Origin of the sequence: Nocardia tenerifensis NBRC 101015, assembly GCF_000308715.1 — a bacterium.
In the GTDB taxonomy this organism is placed as follows: Bacteria; Actinomycetota; Actinomycetes; order Mycobacteriales; family Mycobacteriaceae; genus Nocardia; species Nocardia tenerifensis.
The window spans coordinates 1-19843 of sequence record NZ_BAGH01000571.1; the positions used below are offsets into that span (position 1 = coordinate 1).

Annotated in this window: 15 protein-coding genes; 3 read left to right on the forward strand and 12 right to left on the reverse strand. The window is 69.2% G+C overall.

The features are described from left to right. From ON39_RS46405 to ON39_RS37510, 10 genes are all read right to left on the reverse strand, one after another. The coding region (locus ON39_RS46405) for a beta-ketoacyl synthase N-terminal-like domain-containing protein (RefSeq protein ID WP_157195593.1) at positions 1-2095 on the reverse strand (2095 nt) is incomplete at its 3' end. Further along, positions 2092-3270 carry an acyl-CoA dehydrogenase family protein gene (locus ON39_RS37470; RefSeq protein WP_040741265.1) on the reverse strand — a complete coding sequence of 393 codons (1179 nt, stop codon included), beginning with the start codon at positions 3268-3270 and terminating at the stop codon, positions 2092-2094. The genes ON39_RS37470 and ON39_RS46405, both read right to left, overlap by 4 nt. Before the next feature lie 7 nt (positions 3271-3277). After that, positions 3278-4318 (reverse strand): C45 family autoproteolytic acyltransferase/hydrolase, encoded by a 1041-nt coding sequence (locus ON39_RS37475; RefSeq protein ID WP_040741266.1) that lies wholly within the window; start codon positions 4316-4318, stop codon positions 3278-3280. Beyond that, positions 4315-4929 (reverse strand): GNAT family N-acetyltransferase, encoded by a 615-nt coding sequence (locus ON39_RS37480; protein ID WP_040741267.1) that lies wholly within the window; start codon positions 4927-4929, stop codon positions 4315-4317. The genes ON39_RS37475 and ON39_RS37480 overlap by 4 nt, the downstream gene beginning before the upstream one ends. A gap of 1 nt (position 4930) precedes the next feature. Then, positions 4931-5191 carry an acyl carrier protein gene (locus tag ON39_RS37485; protein WP_040741268.1) on the reverse strand — a complete coding sequence of 87 codons (261 nt, stop codon included), beginning with the start codon at positions 5189-5191 and terminating at the stop codon, positions 4931-4933. Next, on the reverse strand, positions 5184-6671 hold the full coding sequence (locus ON39_RS37490; RefSeq protein WP_040741281.1) for an AMP-binding protein: 1488 nt from the start codon (positions 6669-6671) through the stop codon (positions 5184-5186). The genes ON39_RS37485 and ON39_RS37490 overlap by 8 nt, the downstream gene beginning before the upstream one ends. Beyond that, positions 6671-8686, reverse strand: a complete 2016-nt coding sequence (locus tag ON39_RS37495; protein ID WP_051187598.1) for a class I tRNA ligase family protein — start codon at positions 8684-8686, stop codon at positions 6671-6673. Before ON39_RS37495 ends, ON39_RS37490 begins: the two co-directional genes overlap by 1 nt. Further along, positions 8683-9762, reverse strand: coding sequence for an NAD(P)/FAD-dependent oxidoreductase (locus ON39_RS37500; protein WP_040741269.1), 1080 nt, complete (start codon positions 9760-9762; stop codon positions 8683-8685). Before ON39_RS37500 ends, ON39_RS37495 begins: the two co-directional genes overlap by 4 nt. Further along, the gene (locus ON39_RS37505; RefSeq protein ID WP_040741270.1) at positions 9759-11078 is read right to left on the reverse strand and encodes a lysine N(6)-hydroxylase/L-ornithine N(5)-oxygenase family protein; all 1320 of its coding nucleotides are present in this window, start codon (positions 11076-11078) and stop codon (positions 9759-9761) included. The genes ON39_RS37500 and ON39_RS37505 overlap by 4 nt, the downstream gene beginning before the upstream one ends. Positions 11079-11483: 405 nt before the next feature. Next, positions 11484-12503, reverse strand: coding sequence for a ParB/RepB/Spo0J family partition protein (locus ON39_RS37510; protein ID WP_051187599.1), 1020 nt, complete (start codon positions 12501-12503; stop codon positions 11484-11486). Positions 12504-12972: 469 nt separating this feature from the next. Here ON39_RS37510 and ON39_RS37515 point away from each other — a divergent pair, with 469 nt between their 5' ends. Next, positions 12973-14739, forward strand: a complete 1767-nt coding sequence (locus ON39_RS37515) for a flavin monoamine oxidase family protein (RefSeq protein ID WP_040741272.1) — start codon at positions 12973-12975, stop codon at positions 14737-14739. A 203-nt stretch (positions 14740-14942) separates the two neighbouring features. Here the strand turns inward: ON39_RS37515 and ON39_RS37520 are convergent, their stop codons facing one another. Both ON39_RS37520 and ON39_RS37525 read right to left on the reverse strand, forming a co-directional pair. Further along, on the reverse strand, positions 14943-15194 hold the full coding sequence (locus tag ON39_RS37520) for a hypothetical protein (protein WP_040741273.1): 252 nt from the start codon (positions 15192-15194) through the stop codon (positions 14943-14945). 203 nt (positions 15195-15397) lie between these two features. Next, positions 15398-16474, reverse strand: coding sequence for a glycoside hydrolase family 3 N-terminal domain-containing protein (locus tag ON39_RS37525; RefSeq protein ID WP_218006196.1), 1077 nt, complete (start codon positions 16472-16474; stop codon positions 15398-15400). Between the two features lie 85 nt (positions 16475-16559). Here ON39_RS37525 and ON39_RS37530 point away from each other — a divergent pair, with 85 nt between their 5' ends. Beyond that, on the forward strand, positions 16560-17378 hold the full coding sequence (locus ON39_RS37530) for a hypothetical protein (RefSeq protein ID WP_146251058.1): 819 nt from the start codon (positions 16560-16562) through the stop codon (positions 17376-17378). Positions 17379-17547: 169 nt separating this feature from the next. Next, positions 17548-19788, forward strand: a complete 2241-nt coding sequence (locus tag ON39_RS37535) for an MMPL family transporter (RefSeq protein ID WP_169335946.1) — start codon at positions 17548-17550, stop codon at positions 19786-19788. Positions 19789-19843 lie beyond the last annotated feature (55 nt).

Genomic DNA, 19843 nt, shown 5'->3' on the forward strand with positions numbered 1-19843 from the left:
GCTCGTCGTCTTCGTCGTCCGGTTCGGGCTCCGACGGCGCCGCGGTGAGCACGACGTGCACATTGGTTCCGGACAGTCCGAAGGAGGTCACCCCGGCGACCGGAGCCGAGTCCTGCGGCCACGCAACGGGTTCGGTGGGCACGCGCAGCGGCGTGTCCGGCTCGAGCAGGACCGGATGCGGCTCGGACAGCAGCGGATTCGCCGGAATCATCCGATGGTGCAGGCTCAGCACCGTTTTGATGAACCCGGAGATGCCAGCCGCGCCCTCGGGGTGGCCGATATTGGTCTTCACCGAGCCGACCAGGCAGGGTCGTCCCGCCGGGCGCGCTCCGGCGAATACCGTTGACAGCGCGCGTAATTCGACGGAGTCGCCCGTATTGGTGCCGGTGCCATGGGCTTCCACGTAATCCACCGCGGCAGGCTCGAGCCCGGCCCGATCCAGGGCGTCGCGCAGCAGCCGTTCCTGGGCATCCTGTGCCGGGGCGACCAGCGAACCCCCGCCGCTGCCGTCGTTGTTGCTCGCGCTGCCCGCGATCACCGCGTAGACGCGATCGCCGTCGGCGCGCGCCCGCGCCAGCGGTTTCAGCACCACCACGCCGACGCCTTCGGAGCGGACGAACCCGTCGCCGCGCGCGTCGCCGAAACGGCAGCGCCCGCGCCGCGACATCAGCCCGACCTGCTCGTAGATGGCCGCCAGCTCCGGCAGCAGCACGAGGTTCGCCCCGGCCGCGAGCGCCACGTCGGAGTCCCCGAGTTGCAGGCTCTGCCAGGCCAGATGCACCGCGGTGAGCGACGACGAGCACGCCGTGTCCACCGAGACGCTCGGCCCGCGCAGGTCGAGCGCGAACGAGATCCGGCCGGACAGGAACGACGAGAGCCCGCCGCCGGTCAGCGCGTGCAGGTCGAGCGCGCTGTGCCGGGCCTGCAATTCCCAGTAGTCCCTGCCCATCTGGCCGACGAACACCCCGGTGCGGGTGCCCGCCAGCGCGGTGGGCGGAATTCCCGCGTCCTCCAACGCTTCCCAGACCACCTCGAGCAGCAGTCGCTGCTGCGGGTCCATCCGATCGGCCTCCCGGGGCGAGATGCCGAAGAAGGCGGCGTCGAAACCCTCGACGTCGTCGAGGAATCCGCCGAAGCGGCGGAATCCGGACGGCACGGCGGGCAGACGGCCGTACACCGCCGGGTGGTCGGTGCGCACGTCGGGCACCTCGGTCACGGCGTCCTCGCCGTCGAGGAGTAGCCGCCAGAGTGCTTGCGGCCCAGAGGCATTGGGTAGTCGGCAGCCGATCCCGACGACGGCCACCGGCTCCATGCGCCCGCGCGGGACGGGCTCCGTGGTCGTGCGTGGCCGGCCTTCCGGCGGCAGGCAGCGGCGCAGCTCGGCCGTGAGCATCCTGGTCAGCTCGCGACGATGGGTCCGGACGAAGAAATGACCGCCCGGCAGGACCTGGGTCCGCACCGTCGAGTCGGTGAGTTCGCCCCACACCTGCGCGTCTTCCGCCGGCGCGATGGTGTCGTCGCGGCCGCTGAACACCGCGATCGGGCACGTCAGCGGCGCGGCGGGTCGATGCCGGTAGGTGCAGAACATCGTCACGTCCGCCCGCAGAACGGGTAGCGCCGCGCGCATCAGCTCGGGGTCGTCGCGCAGTTCGGCTGGGGTTCCGCCCATCTCGAAGACCCAGTCGAGCAACCGCTCGTCGGAGTACTCGTGCATCGGATCCGGCGCGAGCCGATGCGGCGCGGTCAGGCCCGCGACCAACAGCGCCACGGGTGCGCGCGCGCCGTCGCGGTGCAGCCGCAGCGCGACCTGATACGCCAGCAGGCCGCCGAGACTGTGCCCGAACAGCGCGAACGGCGCGTCGAGATGCGGGCGTAGCGCGTCGGCGATCGCGTCGGCCAAAGCGTCCAGATCAGCGAGCGGCGGCTCGCCCGCGCGTTCCTCGCGACCGGGCAGCAGTACCGGCAGCACGTCGACCCAGGCGGGCAGATCCCGTTGCCACCCACGGAAAATCGAGGCCCCGCCGCCGGAATACGGGAGGCAGAACAGTCGCACCCTGGCGGAGCGGCGCGGCGGTCGAGAGAGGAACTCGCTCATCTCGCCCGCCCCCTTCGCCCGCCCAGCGAGCCCGCGATGATCAGTTTCTGCACCTCGGAGGTCCCCTCGTAGATCCGCAGCGACCGGATCTGGCGGTAGAGCCGCTCCGGCACGCTGTCGGCGACCAGCCCCGCCGCGCCGAAGACCTGCACGCAGGCGTCCACGATGCCCTGCGCGCGTTCGGTGGCGTACAGCTTGGCGATGCTGGAGTGTTTCGCCGCGCCCGGATCCCCGGTGTCGGCCGCCCACGCGGCGCGGGCCACCAGCAACGCGGCGGCGTTCAGCTCGACCTCGATCTCCGCGAACGTGGCCTTCACCATCTGGAGATCGAACTGCCGAGCTCCGTACATCGACCGGTCCTTCGCGTGCGCCAGCGCGGCGTCGGTGGCCCGGCGCGCGAAACCGAGCGCCGCCGCGCCCACGGTCATGCGGAACCGCTCGAGCACCTCCATCGCGATCACGAAACCGCCGCCCGGTTTGCCGAGCACGCTGTCGCGCGGCAGGCGGCAGTCGGTGAACTCGAGGTCGGCGAAGGAGCGCGGCGCTATCAGCGGAACCCGTTGCCCCACAGTGAGTCCGGGGGTGTCCGCAGGTACCAGGAACGCGGTCAAGCCCAGCGCGCCCGGCCCCTCGCCGGTCCGCGCGATGACACAGAAGACGTCCGCGATGCCGGCATTGGCGATCCAGGCCTTGGCGCCGTTGAGCACATAACCGTCGTCGGCCCGTTCGGCGCGCAGGGCGATCGCCGCGACGTCGGAGCCGACCGCCGGCTCCGAGATGGCGAACGCGCCGCACAGGGTGCCCTTGGCCATCGGGGCGAGATACCGGCGCTGCTGCTCCTCGTCGCCGTGCCGCAGGATCGGCGTCGCGGCCAGGGCCTGGATGGAGAACGCGTAGTCGGCGAGGTCGTCGGCGTAGGCCAGGGCCTCGCGCAGCAGGCACAGAGAACGGGCGTCGCCGCCCGCCAAAGTTTCCTCGCCCGCGGCGGGGTCGAGCGCGGCCAGCCAGCCGTGCTCGCCGAGCGCGCGCAGGATGCGCAGTCCGGCCGCGTCGGGATCGGCCGCGTCGTCCCACAGCTCGGTGTGCTCCGCGCACCAGCTCTCGATCTGCCGCGCGCGCTCCACATGTCGCGGCTCGTAGAAGGGCAGGGCGAGGATTCCCGCATCGAAGCTCATGGTGCTCCTAGGACAGCGTGAAGATTTCGGTGGCGTGCGCCGCGGGATCACCCGGCCGCAGGTGCAGCTCGCCGCGGCCGGGACACAGGACGACGGCGGCGACGGTGCGTTCGCGGCGGATGTCGCCGTTGTCCGCGACATTGATCGGCGGCGCGGACAGCAGGGCGAAGTGCTCCTCCGGGTCTGCGGCGGCGACGGCGAGCCGGGCCCGGCAGTGGTCGAGCCTGCGCACCGACGAGTTGCGGGCAAACACATTGAGCTCGTCGCCCGGCGCGAGGTCGGGGTGCAGAAAATGGTTGGTGTGCACCGCGTCTCGGCCGTACTCCACCCTGACGTCGGTACCAAGCACCTCGACGTAGGCGGCCGTGTCCCGGTCGCACAGCACGATGGTCCGCGAGCTCGCCAGCGGCAGCGCGCGCAGCAGCCGCACCGCCTCCTCGACGGAGCCCGCCTGGTCGAGCACGTGCCGGATGGCGAGGTAGGGCGGCACACCCGGCCGCCACTCACCGCCGAGCACGAGATTGAGGCCGACCGCGAGACCGTCGCTGTTGAGGCCGAGATAGCCGAGCAGCCCGCCGAAGCTGAGCACGAGAACCCGCCGAGAGGCTTGGGCGCGAACGATTTCCAGCACGGCGATCTGATCGTCGAGATCGCCGTTGAGATCCACGGTCTGCGCCAGCACGGGGTCGGCACCGGCCAGCGCGTAGGTCGTGCAGTCGCCCGCGGTCGGGATCTTGCTGTAGCCCAATATCTCTCGGCGTAGTTGCAGCAGCGCTGCCTCCAGCGGATCGATATCGGCCCCGGCGGCGAGGCCGCGGATCTCCTCGGCGAGATCCGGTGTCGCGGCGTCGATCTCGGCCAGGTAGGCGTCGATCGTCGGACGCAGACCCGTCAGCGACACCGGCTCGGGCAGGATCCGGTTCAACCGGCACAACCCGTCGTCCAGGAAGGCCCGCAGGTCGGCGGCTCTCGCCTTGCCGTGCTGATAGCCGAGCTCGAAGGCCGCGCCCTCGGCCCGGATGAACGGCGTCCGCCCGACCGCGTTCATTCGACGGCGCCCGCCAACTGCACCTTGGGATAGGCCGCCAGTTTGGTTTTGACCCCGTCCCATTCGCCGCGCAGCACGCTGTAGAAGATGGCGTCGCGGCGCCGCCCGCCCGGCATCGGGTTGAAGCTGCGCAGCACGCCCTCCTCCACCGCCCCGATATTGCGCAGGCCCCGGCGCGCCTGCTCGTTGAGCACGTCGGTCTTGAACTCCACCCGCTCCGCGCCCAGCCGCTCGAAGGCGTGCTGCAGCAGAAGATATTTCGCCCACCGGTTGAGGCCGCGCCCGCGGAAGTCCCGGCCCAGCCAGGACCAGCCGATCTCGAGCCTGCCGTCGCGCTCGGCCATGTTCCCGTAGCTCATGCTGCCCGCGGCCCGGCCGCTCGCCTTGTCCTCGATGTAGAACACGACCCGCCGCCCGGCGCGCTGATCCTCGAGCGCCGCGTCGAAGAACGCGTCGAAGTCCGCCTCGGTCTCCACCAGCGAGACGAAGTACCGCCAGATGTCGGGGTCCAGCGCGATCTCGCACAGGGCCGCCCGGTCGCCGGGCTCGATCGGCCGCAGCAGCGCCTGCTCGTTCTCCAGCCGCGCGAAAGCGTCTTGCGCCCAACCCATCTCAGGCCGCGCTTTCGGCGTGCCGGGCCAGCGCGGTGGTCACGTCGCGCAGGGTGCGCATGGCGGCGACGTCCTCCTCGGTGAAGCTGGCCAGCGAGACGCCCGTCTCGTCGCAGACCGCGGTCAGGAACAGGACCTTGTTCAACGAGGTCAGCCCGTAGTCGTCGACCATGTCGAGGTCCGCGTCGAGCTCCTCGGCGCCGGAGCCCGACGCGATCACCTTCCGGAAGTTGTCGTGCACGGCCTTCTCCACCTCAGGCATGGGTGCTTCCTTTCTCGCCGATCTCCACTCGATACTGTTCGCGGATCTGGCGGCGTTTCGGTTTGTACTGCGAGCTGAGCAATCCGTTGTCGATGCTGAACCGAGGCTTCGCGATCACCACTCGATCGATCCGCTCGTCGCGCTCCAGCTCCGCGTTGGTGCGCGCGAGGTGCTCGGCGATGGCCTTCTCGTCGGCGGGCTCGCCGGTGGGCGAGACGACGGCGACGAGGCTGTTCTGCGTCGGGCAGAAGATCACGCAGTGCTCGATCGCCGGGCTCGCGGCCATGCGCTCCTCGATCGGCCGGACGATGACCTTCTTGCCGTTCGCCAGGACGATCACGTCGTCGGCGCGGCCGCGGATATAGAGGAAACCGTCGTCGTCGAGATAGCCGATATCGCCGGTCCGGACCGTGCCGTCCGCGCCGAACACGCCCATCGAGGGCCCGCTCGCGCCGTACTCGTAGCGCCGCGCCACCGGGTACTCGCTGCGCACGCTGATGACGCCGTCGGCGTCGAACAGCACCTCCTTGCCCGGCACGACGCGACCGACGCTGCCCACGCGGCTGGCACCGGGGTGGTTCTTGGCGACGATGCAGGTTTCGTTCATGCCGTAGCCCTCGTAGATGGGCAGGCCCAGGCTCGTGAAGAAGCGCAGCATGTCCGCGCCGGCCGGCGCGGAACCGGTCCACAGGTAGCGAATTCGGTCCCCGAACAACTCCTTGGCCGCGACCTGAGGGTCGGCCTGTGCCTCCAGATGCCGCTTCACGGTCTCGTAGAAGCCGGGTACCCCCATCACGACCGTGGGACGCACCTGCCGCATCGTCGTGAACGCGGCCTCGTAGGTGCTGATGGTGACGTCATGGCCGAAGCACAGCGCCGAATAGACCCAATACCGTTGCTGGAGCAGCGAAAGCGGCAGGAAGACGAACAGATGGTCGCCGGGGCCGTGCGCGAACATGGTCTGCACGGCGCGCAGCGAACTGTCGATGCTGCCCACGCTGGCCGCGAGACCCTTGGGTACGCCGGTGCTGCCCGAGGTGAACTTGAGCGTCGTGGCCTCCTCGGGCCCGTACTCGACCTCGGGCAGTGTGCCCGTGGAACGTACGGCGAGGTCGCGAATTTCGCGGATCGGCCGGACACCCGCGGCGGTGGACGATTGATCGGTGAACAGCAGCTTCAGGTCGTAGCGCGCGAGCAGCGCCGCGTCGGCCTCGAACTTGCCGGGTTCGAGCCCGGCGGTCACCGCTTTGCAGCGCAGCGCGGCGAGGTCGAGCAGGACCCACTCGAGACAGTTCGCGGCGAGAATCCCGATCCGGTCGCCCGGCCGAATGCCCATGTCGCGCAGGGCAACCGCGAGGTTCGCGGCACGCGTGGACAGCTCACGCAGTTCGATCGTCTCCGTCGAGCCCAACCGCGCGAAGGTGGCGTGGCAGCCGGCCGGGGGAGGGGTCGTGACGATTCGATTGATCACCGAGCGCATCACGCGCTCCCCACGCCGACCGGCTCCGCGGCGACGACCGATGGTGCGGCGAAGAACTCCCGCGCCAGGTCGACTTCGGTCCCCGCGGGCACGAGCTCCACGGTCTGCGGCCACTCGCCGGGGCGCTGCTCGCCGAGCGCCTCGCCGAGCCGCTGGGCGAAGCGCGGCATCACCGGCGTGGCGCAGTGGGCGAGCAGTCTGGCCGCCGCCAGCTCCAGCGCGACCGCTGTGCGGGCCTCGTCGGCCCAGCCATCGACCGTCGCGACCGCGCCCTCCCGATCGGCGAATCGGACTGTGTCGGTGACGATTCCGTGCAGTTCGGCGGCCGCGAGCTCGAGCGAGAACCCGTCCGGGCCGAGGGCCGCGGTCACCGCGGACAGACGGTTGCCCAGCCTGCCGAGGAACGCGGTGTGCTCCGGGGTCCAGATGCCGGCGTCCGGTGCTTGGGCGCCGTATCGGGTCCGGACGCGCTCACCTAAATCGTTGAGCCAGCGCAGCCAGGTGCCGATCAGCTCCTCCCGCACCGCGGCCGCGTAGCTTTCGCGCGTGAAGTTGGTGGACCGCGACTCCGGTCGCGTCCGGGACAGGAAGTACCGCACCCCGTCCACGCTGTCCGGCGTGAGGATCTCCTTGCCCCAGACGGCGTGGCGCCGGCTGGTGGAGAACTTGCCGCCGTCCAGCAGATAGAACTCGTTGACGTGATAGTCGATGTCCGGGTGCCAGCCGGGGAAGGCGAGCCGGTACAGCACGGGGTAGAGGATCGAGTGGTAGAAGCTGTTGTCGTAGCCGAAGAAGTGCACGATCTTCCAGTCCTGCTCGGGCCGCTCGGCCCGCCAGTCCCGGCCGAGGCGGCGGCCGAGCGCCGAAATGCCGTGCAGGAAGCCGTAGGACATCTCCGGCCAGACCCAGATGACCTGCCCGTCCGCGCCGGGCTCGGCGGGCGGCACGCCCCACGCGGCGGGATGGGTGATCGCCACGTCGAGCCGGGGCCGGGCGAACACTCGACCGGCCAGCTCGCGCAGCCGCGCCGGCACCCGGCCGAGCCGGTGGTGCTCCGCGAGCTCGGCCGCGAACTCGTGCAGCGGCAGCGTGAACCGGGCGAGGGTGTCGACGCGCGGGGTCGCCTCCGATCGCTTCGACCGCGGCTCGGTCAGATCGACGCAGGAGTTGGGCTCACCGCAGCCCTCGCAGATGTTTCCGCCGGTCACCGCGCCGCAGCCGGGGCAGCCGCCGGACACGTCGACCTCGTACAGGTAGTCGTTCGTCGCGCCGTCGAACAGGGCCGGACCTTCCTGTGGCGCAACGGATCCCGACGCGACGAGGCGGGAGAAGTACGCCTGTAGCCCGGCGCGGTAGGTGGAGTCGGTGTTGGTCACCGTGTACTGATCGGGCTCGATGTCCATCCGCCGCAGCGTCTCCGCGATCTCCGCGCTGTAGTACGCCGCCGTCTGCGCGGGCTCCTTGCCCTCGCGTCGCGCCCGGTCGACCACGTAGCTCTGGTAATCGTCGCTGCCGGTGAGGTGCCAGGCCTGCGCGCCGTTCATCCGCTGGAACCGGACGAAGACGTCGGCCCCCAGGTACGGGCCGGACAGATGCCCGAGATGCAGGTCCCCGTTGGGCGTCGGCGGCGTGGAGAACACGAAGATCGGCCGCTCACCGAAGCGCCGTCGGTCGCCGCGTCCGGCGGCCTGGCGGGCGGCGCGGCCGGGATCACGCCAGTACAGGTCGAAGAACACCAGCTCGCTCGGCCCGGTGTTCTCCACGATGTGGGTCTCGAACGGATCGAACAGCACGGCCGTGCCGGGAGCCACGGGGTGCCGCGCGCCGTCCACGATGACCTCGCCGTGCCCGCTGACGACGAGGAACATCTCGGTCTCGTCGTGCTGATGCGGATCCGACCGGCCGCCGGGGACGACCCGGGCCCAGCCCGCGCCGAAGTCCAAGCCGTCGATCGAGCTCATGTCGATGCCGAACGCCGAGTGCAGTTCGGCCGTATCGAAATTACTGATGATCACGCGGGACTCATCTCCTTCGATGGCTGAGTTGGCTGCCCGTCTCCTTGCAGCAGCGCGACGGCCTCGGCCGCGATCGCCGGGGCGAGCCGGTACCCCGAGCCGTTCGCGGCGCCGGCGAAGATCACCCGGCCCGCCGGGTCGAGCGGGCGGACCTGCGGCTGCCGGTCGGCGCTGTAGCCGTCGCAGAACACGCGGCCGCCCACGGCGCGGTCGGCGAGCGCGGGGGAGTACCGGCGCAGCAGCGGCAGCGCCTCCGCGAGCACGTTCTCGTCGAGGCCACGGGCCACGGTGTCGGGATCGACGTCCCACTCCTGGCAGGTGTAGCTGAACAGCCAGTGGCCGCGGTGGCGCAGCGGCAGCAGGAAGGCGTCCTCGTCCTGGAACACGACGACGCCGTCTTCGGGCTCCGGCTCCCGTTCGATGTGCAGGGCGACGACCTTCTTGACCCGGGAATTCGCCGGGGCGACAAGGCTTTTCCAGGCTCGATCGGCCAGCCACGGGCCGGGGGCCAGCACCACGCGCCCGGCCGTGCACGTCTCGCCGGTGCCGAGCCGGAGCAGCACCTCGGATCCCGTGTCCTCGACGGCGGTGACCCGCACGCCTTCCCGGAACGTGACGTGCGGACGTAATCGCCTCGCGATCGCCTGAGCCACACCGGACACGTCGGCGTAGTGGCAGCCTTTCCCGAGCCAGACGCCGGCCTCGCCGGGCACCCGGACCAGCTCGTTCGGCACGGCCTGCGCCGGCGTCAGCGCCGCACGGTCGAGATAGACCTCGTCGACGTGCGCGGCGGTCTCCGTGGCCACGATGGCCATGTCGAGGGGGTGAATCGGCAGCGCGGGGTCTTCCGTCACGAGGCGTTCGTAGAAGTCATGGCTGTAGGCGGTCATTCGACGCACGCGTTCGGTCGCGCCGCGCGGGAAATGCAGGCCCGCTGAGCGCCTGCTGGCGCCGGAGCCGATCCCGTCCCGATCGAACACCACGACGGGGGTGTCCGGCGAGCGGGAAATCACCTCGCGTGCGATCAGACATCCGATAATGCCCGCGCCGACCACCGCGACGGTCGGATTCGTCATCGGTCCACGTTCCTGGTGTCGGGGACCTTGGCCGTCCACTCCAGAAACGAATCGTGCGGATCGTCGGAGCGGACGCCGCGCAGACGGTCGGCTATCCGTTTGCTGCGCCAGGCGACGAGGCTGAGATTGGAGTCGGCCAGGCCGCGCTGTCGCCGGGCGCCGTTCTGCAGGAAGATGTTTCGGTCGGCGGGGCCGTCCCAGCACACGGCGAAGTCGGAGTCGATTTTGTATTCGTCGCGGTCGCGCTCCAGCCGGTCGGCGATCGGGGCGAGGAACTGCATGTCGGCGGTGTGGAAGCCGGTCGCCCAGACGATCACGTCCGCCTCGGCGTGCTCCTGCACGCCGGGGTGGTCGTTGTGGGTGAAGGTGATGTCCCAGCCGGCGCCCGGGTCGCCGGTCACGCGCAGGACGTCGCGGTTCGGGTACAGCGCGACCAGGTCGGTGGCGTCCTCGACGAAGTGGTGCAGGTAGATGCGCTGGTATATCTCGCGCAGCGTGGCCTCGGAGATGCCGTCGCTGGAGAGCACGTGCGCGGAGTTGATGGCGTCCCTGGCGGGTCCGGGCAGGCTGGAGAAGTACTCCGAGTAGTCCGGCATGTAGTAGTCGTTCGTGAACGGGGAGTCGTCGAGCGGAAAGTAGTTGCGGCGCCGGGAGATCCAGCCGACGCGCCGGGGTAGCTCGTTGCGTGGACGGCAGATCAAGTCGAGGAACGCCTCGGCCCCGGACTGCCCGCCGCCGATCACCCAGACGCGCCGTCCCGCGAGCCCGACCGCCTTGTCGGCGAATTCGCTGATATGGAATTGGGTCGGTCCGAGCAGGGGCTCGGCCATCGGCGGAACATAAGGCTGCCGGCCGACGCCTATTACGACGTTATCGGCCGTCACCGTGCGATTGCCGGTGCGTAGCAGGAAAACTCCGTCGAACTCGATCGAGCGGACCTCCTCGCCGAAGACCAGATTCTCGTTCGTCGAGCTGACCCATTCCAGATAGTTCCGGAATTCGCTGCGCGGCACCGCGTCGAATTGCGCGTTGAGATAGTGGTAGACCCGGCCGTGCGCGTGCAGATAGGACAAAAAGGAGAAACGGTTCGTCGGGTCGGAGAGGCTCACCAGGTCCTTGAGCATCGAGACCTGCAGCGTGGTGTTGGGCAGGAGCTGGCCGTCGTGCCAGCGAAAGTCGCGCTGCTTCTCGAAGAATCGGTTCGGCACGTCCGTCTGCTCGTAGAGCAGGGACGCTAGACTCAGATTTGCTGGGCCGATACCGATTCCCACGCATCGGTAATGTTCACGATCATCGGTGAGCGATCTCTGGCTCATTACGCCTCCTGCCCCACGGGGCCAGTCCTCGGTGAACACCGAGAGAATCGTCGGTTGCGAATTCGCGATACTCGCCCACGCGAGCGTTTGCTGTCATCGATAGAACCCCCCGTTGATCACTTGGAGCCCCGTTTACCACTGAAGAATCCGCGGTATTATCTCTCGAACCCACGCTAGCGTGTACGGGGAGAGTGCACAAGAACGGCGAAAGTTTTACCGGGACGCATTCGGCGGGAAACAATCTCGCGCGCGCGGCAATGGAAGCGTGTGGCGCAGGGCGCGTTTGGGTATGGAAAGCGATGGCCTTGCGCCTATCGAAGGCCGGGCGCGTTTCAGTGACCGGCCGGCCTGAATGACCGGCCGGGTCCGGTGACCAGCCGCGGCTTCGGTGGACCAGCCGGAGCCTTACGCGGAGAACGCCCCTCGCGTGTGCTGATCCAGCAGCTGCGCCATGCGTTGCAGTTCCTGTGAGCGCCGGCGGGCGATCTCCGCGACGCGCGGGGCGCAGTGACTCGGGATAGTGCCGATCACCTGCGCCAGGTCGACGCCGTCATCCAGCGGACACTCCAGCCACCGCAACACTTTTCGCCCCGTCTCGGAGAAGCGCAGGGACGGATCCTTGCGCAGCTGGTGCAGCATCTCGGCGGTGATCATCCGCTGGGCCAGCGGCGGCGTAGGCGAGTCGTTCCTGTTCGCCGAGTCGGTCAGTGACGCCGGATGGCGCAGCGGCACCGGACTCTGCCCGCCGCGCAGCCGCTTTCGGACATCCTTGGCCGTGGTGACCGAGATGCCCGTCGCCGCAGCGACTTTCCGGGCCGACACCGTGGGGTCCGCGGCGAACATCTCCGCGGCCCGCTGCCGCGCCTGCGGATCGGCGCGATGCCGCACACCGTTGCGAGCAATCCGACCGGTCGACTGTGGAAGTTCCACAGCCGACCGCTTGCGCACGGCCGAAACGGTTTTGGGTGACACCCCGACGATGGCGGCGACCGCCCGATCCGACCAGTCCGGGTACAACCGGAGAATACGGAGCGCGGCGGCCTTGCGTTCGGCCAGCGACAGCGGCAGGCCGTGCGCGGTGTTGAGCCGGACCGCGAGCACGAACGCCTCGGCGGGGCCGCCGTCGAAAAACACTGCCGCGATGGTCTTCTCGCCGCGCAACCGGGCCGCGCGCAGGCGGTGCCACCCGTCGACGACCTGCATCGTCGCCCGGCGCACGACGATCGGCGCGAGAGCGGTCGCCGATTCCGCAAGTATCCGTGTATAATTCGTATTCTCGCCCGCCATTCGCGGCGGCGAATCCGAGGGCAGCAGCTCGTCGATCGAGAGCTCGATGATCTTCGAGCAGTACGACGGTGTGGCCGTGAAGTGCTGTACGGATAGGGTTCCCGCGCGGGGTGAACCGACATTGCCCCCACTGGTCATGGACTCCCCTTTGGGTTCATGTGCTTCCGACACGCCGCGAAGCCACGTGCACTCATCGCTGCGGTGCCGGCAGTCCGGTATCAAGCCCCAATCCAGCGTACTAGCGCGCCGCCGACCCGGGCCTCCCCCCGATCGGGGGCTTGTGCCGCGCGATCATTCGAACTCGGGTATCGCAACCCCCTTCCGTCGCCGCGACCGTGGCAACCGATCGGTGGTGCCGTGCCAGTCCGGCCCGCCGATTCCGAAAAGCTACCGTACGGAATGACTCGGGGGAGTGGAGTCGCGTGGGTATGGCGGATTTCCGCCAAGAGGTCGCGGTGATTCGTGGTCGGTCGACGTAGAGTCTCGATCTCGGCATCGGCGTGGCTACCTCTATTTCTGCTGGAAAAGGTGGTGGCGAGGTAGCATCCGGCTCGCTTCGCAATCCCTTCAGCCGAGTTGCGCTCCACAGAGAGAGGATCGGTCGGGCATGGCAGAGACTGTATTCGGGCGGCGTGCGCTGTTGGGCACTGCCGTCGCGGCGGGAGCCTTGGCGGCGGGCGCCACCACCGCAGCGTGCGGCGGCGCGCCGACGGCTCGCACCGATTACGCGCGGTCGATGGATCGAAGCGTGGAGCTGGCCAGGGAGATGCTCCAGGTGAGCCCGGACGGTAAAGACCTGAAGCTGGCCTACCTGCGCACGCTCATCGACACCGGACTGCCCAAAACCACTGCGCCCAAACGAGTTCTGGTGATCGGCGGCGGCCCGGCCGGGTTGACCGCCGCCACCCTGCTCGCCGACGCGGGCCACGACGTGACGGTGCTCGAGGCCAACGCCAGCCGAACCGGCGGCCGCGTCAAGACGTTTCGCGGCGTGTTCACCGATCCGGCGCTCTACGCGGAGGCCGGCGCCATGCGCCTGCCGAGCGCGCACCCGATGGTGCTCGCCCTGGCCGACAAGCTGGGGCTGCGGCGGCGGCAGTTCCACAACGCCGATGTGACGCCGGAGGCCCGCTCGGCGGCCGTCACCCCCGTGGCCTACCGCTCGTTCACGGGGGAGGAGTGGACCAACGGCCCCGCCGCCGAGTTCCGGCCGCCGGGCGCGGCGGGGCGCACGTTGATCAACACGAACGGACGAATCGTCAGCCGCGCCGAGTACGCGGGCAATCCGGCCGCGGTGCACGCCGGCTTCGGCGTCGACCTGTCCACCACGGCCCGAGCCGCGCTCGACCAGGCGCTGCACGAGGTCGCGGTGCCCGACGACTGGCCGATCGACCGCAAAATCGACAGCTGGGCAAAGGTTTTCAACGCCTACGAGGACTACTCCACCCACCGCTATCTGATGGAGCACGGCTGGAGCCTGTCGCACCTCGGCGCGGTGGGCACCCTGGAGAATTTGACCTCACGGCTGCACTACGGCGTCATCTCCGCGATGGTCGACCACGCCCTCATCCGCCCCGACGCCAGCTACTGGGAGCTCGAGGGCGGCACCGCGACGCTCACCGACGCGCTCACCCGGAACCTCGGACCGGCCGTGCGTCAGGGCAAACGCATGACGCGCATAGAACAGAACGATCGCGGCGTGAAAGTGTGGACGACCGCCGAGACCGGCAGCGAGATCACCGACGGCGCGCCCGCCGACCCGATCGAATCCTTCGAGGGCGACTACGCCGTCCTCGCCATCCCGTTGACCGCCGCCCGTTTCTGCACCTTCGATCCGCCGCTGTCATACCCGACCCGCCGGGCCATCACCGAGCTGCACCAGGACGCGGCCACCAAGGTGCTGCTCGAGTTCAAGACCCGGTTCTGGGAGCAGGGCCCCGCCGGCTTCCGCGGCGGCGGCTGCGTGTCGGACTGCCCCAACAGGTTCATCTACTTCCCCTCCCATGTGCCCGAGTCCGACGGCGGCGTGGTGCTTTCCAGCTACACCTGGTCCGACGACGCCATGCGCTGGGACTCGCTCACCGATAGCGAGCGCGTGCATTTCGCGCTCGCGGGCGTGCGCCGCATATTCGGTCCGCGCGTCGACGCCGAGTTCACCGGCGTCGGCCTCTCCCAGTCCTGGCAGCGCGCCCGCTACGCCCTCGGCGAAGCCGTCATCCCCACACCCGGCCAGCTCCACGAACACCACGCGGCCACCCGAACCATCGAAGGCCGAATCCATCTGGCCGGCGACCACACCAGCCTCAAACCGGCCTGGATCGAGGGCGCCCTCGAAAGCGCCGTCCGCACCGCCCTAGAGGTCCACAACCGCTGACGCGACTGGCCTCCCGCACTCTCTCTCGGGACCCGCACTGTCTCTAGGGCCCTAGAGAGAGTGCGCATCCCGAGAGAGAGTGCGCATCCCGAAAAAGAGTGCGCATCCCTAGAGAGAGTGCGGCGGTGGCCAACCCGTGAGGGGTCAGCACGCCGCCGGGCGTGCGGGGGGTCAGTCGTCGCGGAAGCCGTCGGCGCGGTGGGCTAGGCGTTCGGTGAAGGTTTCCGCCCAGGCGACCGACTCCGGCTCGTCGACGACTTTCGGGGGCGGGGGGCGGCGGGGGACTGGGGGGCGGAGAGGCGGCGGGTCGCGCCCGCGGTTCCGGACTCCAGAGCCAGCAGTCGCACGCCCCAGCTGACGTACGCCTCCAGGCTCATGCCCGCGCACTCGGCCGCCGCGCGCAGCGTCCGCCACTCGCTCTTGGCCACGGTCACCGTGATCTCCCTGGTCGCCATGCAGCACCACGGTAGTCCGGCGAGCACGTCCGCAACGGGGTTCGCGCATATGTCGGCGCGTGCCGATCCCCTGGAGGTCGCTGTCAGCGAGGGTCGCGGCTTACGATTCGAGCTGGTCAGCGCAGTCCGGCGCGCAAGGCGTGACGCGTGCCGACCCCTACAGGTCGCTGTCAGCGAAGGTCGCGGCTCGAGGTGCGAGCTGGTCAGCGCAGTCCGGCGCGCAGGGCGTCGACGCGGGCGACAGCCTGATCGAAGGCCGCGGGATCGAGCTGTCCGCCGGCGTAGGCGTCGGCCAATGCCGTTGTGGCGCTCTCGCCTTGGCCGGTGTCGCGAGCCGAGCACAGGATGAGGTCCATCCCGGCGGCGGCCGCGGCGACCGCGCGCTGACCGGTCGTGCCGAACGCGTTGAGCGACTCGGCCTCGAGGGCGTCGGTGATGGTCACCCCGCGGAAACCGTTGCGGCCGCGCAATTCTCGATCGACGATCATGGGCGAGAGACCGGCCGGCCGGTCTGCGTCGAGCGCGGGATAGATCGCCCAGGACAGCATCACCAGCTTCACCCCGACGAATACGGCTGCGGGATAGGGCAACTCGTCGACCGAGCGCAGCCTGCTCAGGTCCGCCGGGAGGGTGACGGGCCCGGTGTCGGTGTTCTGCCCGGCGGGCGCCGTGCCCAGGCCGGGGAAGTGCTTGGCGGTGGCGGCCACGCCGGTGCCCTGCTGCGCGGTGATGAACGCCGATCCGAGCGCGGCGACCGCGAAGGGGTTGTCGCTGAACGAGCGTTGCGTGCGGTCGATGAAGTTGCCCGGCGTGTCGAAGACGTCCAGCACCGGCGCGAGATTGACGTTCATGCCGACGCCGCGGAGATTGCGCCCCGCTCCCAGTCCCGCGTCGAAGGCGGCGGCCACCGGATCGGGGGACTGGCCGACCTGCTTGGCCGAGGGCACCGGCGCGCCGGGCAGCCGCCGCACCAGCCCGCCCTCCTGGTCGGTCATCAGCAGCAGCGGCCGCGAGATCGGGCTCTCGGCCTGCGCCTGCCGCAGCTGGGCGACCACGCCGGCGATCTGCTCCGGACTCGAGATGTTCTCCCCGAAGAAGATCACCCCGGCGGCCCGGCCCGCGCGAATGTCGTCCAGCAGCGACTGCGGCGGGGTCAGACCCCGATAGGAGTAGATCACCCGCTGCCCCGCGAGCTGCTGCGGCGTGAGCCCCTGCGCCCCGGCCTGACCGGCCGAGACCCCCGCCGACACCGCACACACCAGCAGCAACGCCAGCGCCACCGCCAAAAGCCCTCGCAGGCTGTGTCTTTCGCATGAGATGACCGGCCGCGCCATAACGAAGCTCCCTATCCACCCGGGTAGGTCAATGATCGCGCAGTCCGCGCCGCCCTGTGCGCGGGTTCGCCTCGATTCGTCGCCGAAACTCGCGGCCATCCGTAGGGGCTGCGGCCTCGAATACAGGACAAGGCGAGAGCGCCCCGAGTTCGGCCCCACTCGAGAGGAGAGGTTCACGTTGGGTGACCAAGGATCGACGGAGCGGAAGACCCTGAGCTCGAACCCCCGGCACGTCAAGCTCGGCGGACGTTTCGTGTTCGCGACGCTGTTGGCGGCGTCCGCTGTCGGCGGCGCACTGCTGATCGCGCCGTATTCGGTGGCCGAGCCGGATGTGGTGGCCGAGTCGGATTCGGAAGACGCGAAGGAAGTCAGCTGTGACGAAGCTGCGAATATCAAGTTGACGAAGATGGAAGGCAATTCCATCAAGGCGGAGGCTGCGACGGTAGAAGAGAAGAAAGATGAGTCCAAGAAATGTGCGGTCGATAATTTCAAGGGGCAGATATCGGACGTTGTGTTCGAACAAAAAGGCGACATGTGCACGGCGAAATCCTCGAACGGCAAGGGTCAGGCCCACGAGAAGAAACCGAAGAAAAAGGGCAAAGAACAAGACACTGCCAAGAACGCCGACGTCTCCATTGAAGCACCCCTCGAAAATGGACCTGACCAGGGGAAATTCAGGGTCAAACTGCACACTGACCCGTCCAGTGCCAGCCAGGAGTCCGTGGAAGCAGAAGGCAATTTCAAGGTGGGTAAGAGCCTGAAGTTGAAGAAGTGCGATTTTGAATCACTTCCCGATTCCGCCACCGTCAAGGTCGAAGGCATCGCTCAAGTCAAACCGGATAAGAAGTAACTCGCTCGTCGACCGTTGCGCGGGCGCACTGGTGCCGAACTCATACCGGAACCGGGCGGATCGTCCCGCCGCCCGGCGTGCCCGAACAGCGCCGCCGTGCGGCAGCGGCAGATTACTGCGGTAAAAGATGGAGATCACAACCCGCATGTGGACAAAGAGCATTTACGAAATGAGCACTGCGACACATCATCCCGGGAAGCGTGGCATGCTGGCGCGGCTGGCCGTGTGCATGGCGCGGCATCGGCGGCGCGTGTTCGCCGTGTGGCTGATCGGCCTGACCGCCGGTCTGCTCGGCCTTCCGCACCTGCTCGGCTCGTTGCAGGCGCCGCCGATCGAGGTGTCCGGCTCCGAATCGCAGCGGGTGGGCCAGATCCTGGCCGAGGGGCTGCCGACGCTCGGTCGCGAACAGATGATCGTGGTGCTGCGATCCGAGGGCCGGCGCACGACCGACCCGGCGTTCCGAGCGGCGATCGACGCGGGTAAGTCGGCGTTGGCTCGCGAAGACGGCGTCTCCGGGGTGCTGTTGTTGCCGGTGGCGGGCGACCCCGATCGCGTGTTGCCGCTGGGGTCCGCGCTGGAGCCGCTGCGCCCGCTCATGCGCGACGAGCACAGCGCGTATCTGCTGGTCGGCGTCTCCGGCGACGATCGGCAGCGACAGGAACGTTCGCCAGTTCTGCAGGACGTGCTCGATCGGACGGTGCGGGAGGCGTCCGGCGGGGAGGTGCACGCGTATCTGGTCGGCGTCTCGGTGTACGGCGAGGCGATCCAGAAGGTCGAGATCGCGGACCTCATGCGGATCGAGCTGGTCGCCGTGCCGCTGGCGATCCTGGTGCTGTGGTGGGGTCTGCGCAGGCCGGTCGCGGCGGTGGTGCCGGTGGTCATCGCGGGCGCGGGGGTGGTGGCCACCACGGGCATGTTCTCGATGCTGACCGGAGTCTTCACCGTCGACGGCATGCTGCTCGTCGGAGTCAGCGCGCTGGGCTTGGGAATCGGCATCGATTACGCGCTGTTCGTGATGAATCGCTACCGGGAAGAGCTGGCCGCCGGCGCAGAGCCCGAGGATGCCGTCGCGACCGCGGCCGCGACGACCGGGCGCACCGTGCTGTATTCGGGGTTGATCCTGGTGTTGGCCGCGCTGAGCCTGTTCATGGTGCGCTGGCATGTCTTCGCGCAGACCGGAATCGGCGCGCTGGCCGTGGTCTCGATCACCTTGCTGGCGTCGGTCACGCTGCTGCCCGCGGTGTTGATCTCGTTGACGCGGTGGCTCGAGTGGCGACCTCGCTGGGCGCGGGCCACGCGCGCCGACGTCGCCTCGTCCGGTCGGCTGGCCCGGTGGGCTGAGCATCTGATGCGCCACCCGTGGCCGTACGCCGTCGCCGTCACGGCCGGGCTGCTCCTGGCGGCCATCCCGACCACCGATCTGGCGATGGGCATCAACCTCGAACGCCGCGCCTTGGCGAGCACGCCGTATCTCACGGGCTTCGCCGTGGCCGAGGGAGAACTGGTCGGTGCCACCGGGCCGGTCGCCGTGCTCCTGGTCCGACCGGCGGACACCCCGGAGCCGGACAGCGCCGCGCTGCAGGCGGCGCTGCGCGCGGATCCCGACGTAACCGCCGTCGCCGTCCTCGACAACGGCGAAGACCTCACGGGCATGGTGGTCCTGGCCAGGCACCCCATCGATTCCCCCGCCGTGCTGCCGCTGGTGGAGCGGATTCGGACCGAGATCATTCCCGCGAACAGTCCGCCGGGCGTCACCCCGATGGTCGGCGGGCCGGGTGCGCACGTCGCCGACATCGTCGCGGAGTCGTCGAGGAAACTGTGGTGGGTGGTCGGCTGTGTGCTGGCGATGATGTGCGCCGCGCTCATGGTGATCCTGCGCAGCGTGCTGCTGCCGCTGAAGGCGATCGCGATGAGCTTGCTCGCCACCGGCGCCGCGTACGGGCTCACCGTGCTGGTGTTCCAGCGCGCGAACGACTCCGGGGTGATCTGGCCGCAGGTGCCGTTGATCATGTTCGTGCTGTTGTTCGGGTTGTCCACGGACTACGAGCTGTTCCTGGTGCGCCGGATCCAGGAGGAGTATCTGCGGACCGGGGACAACCGGCGGTCGGTGGTGATCGGATTGCAGAGCACCGCTCGCCCCATCTCGCTGGCCGCGGCGATCCTCGCGGTCGGCTACGGCAGCCTGCTGGTGTCGCGGATCGTCGGGTTGCAGGAGTTCGGCTTCGCCATCGCCACGGCGTTGATCATCGATGCCACGCTGATCCGGCTGGTGCTCGTGCCGGCGCTGATGCAGATCATGGGCCGATGGAACTGGTGGTTCCCTCGGCTGCCGTGGGTCACGCGGGATCGGCCGAGTGCGGATCGCGACAGCACCCGGCAGCCGCAGATCGAACAGTTGAGCAGAACGTGACCGGCCCGGCAGAGCACACGCGACCGACCAGTGGAACGGAGAGGCTTTGCGGCGC

Bases quoted from the DNA above. Each gene is read 5' to 3' on its own strand.
- ON39_RS37485 (WP_040741268.1), bottom strand. From the start codon at position 5,191: ATGCCTGAGGTGGAGAAGGCCGTGCACGACAACTTCCGGAAGGTGATC.
- ON39_RS37515 (WP_040741272.1), top strand. From the start codon at position 12,973: ATGGCAGAGACTGTATTCGGGCGGCGTGCGCTGTTGGGCACTGCCGTC.
- ON39_RS37480 (WP_040741267.1), bottom strand. From the start codon at position 4,929: ATGGGTTGGGCGCAAGACGCTTTCGCGCGGCTGGAGAACGAGCAGGCG.
- ON39_RS37520 (WP_040741273.1), bottom strand. From the start codon at position 15,194: ATGGCGACCAGGGAGATCACGGTGACCGTGGCCAAGAGCGAGTGGCGG.
- ON39_RS37475 (WP_040741266.1), bottom strand. From the start codon at position 4,318: ATGAACGCGGTCGGGCGGACGCCGTTCATCCGGGCCGAGGGCGCGGCC.
- ON39_RS37535 (WP_169335946.1), top strand. From the start codon at position 17,548: ATGAGCACTGCGACACATCATCCCGGGAAGCGTGGCATGCTGGCGCGG.
- ON39_RS37530 (WP_146251058.1), top strand. From the start codon at position 16,560: ATGATCGCGCAGTCCGCGCCGCCCTGTGCGCGGGTTCGCCTCGATTCG.
- ON39_RS37500 (WP_040741269.1), bottom strand. From the start codon at position 9,762: ATGACGAATCCGACCGTCGCGGTGGTCGGCGCGGGCATTATCGGATGT.
- ON39_RS37505 (WP_040741270.1), bottom strand. From the start codon at position 11,078: ATGAGCCAGAGATCGCTCACCGATGATCGTGAACATTACCGATGCGTG.
- ON39_RS37510 (WP_051187599.1), bottom strand. From the start codon at position 12,503: ATGACCAGTGGGGGCAATGTCGGTTCACCCCGCGCGGGAACCCTATCC.
- ON39_RS37490 (WP_040741281.1), bottom strand. From the start codon at position 6,671: ATGCGCTCGGTGATCAATCGAATCGTCACGACCCCTCCCCCGGCCGGC.
- ON39_RS37470 (WP_040741265.1), bottom strand. From the start codon at position 3,270: ATGAGCTTCGATGCGGGAATCCTCGCCCTGCCCTTCTACGAGCCGCGA.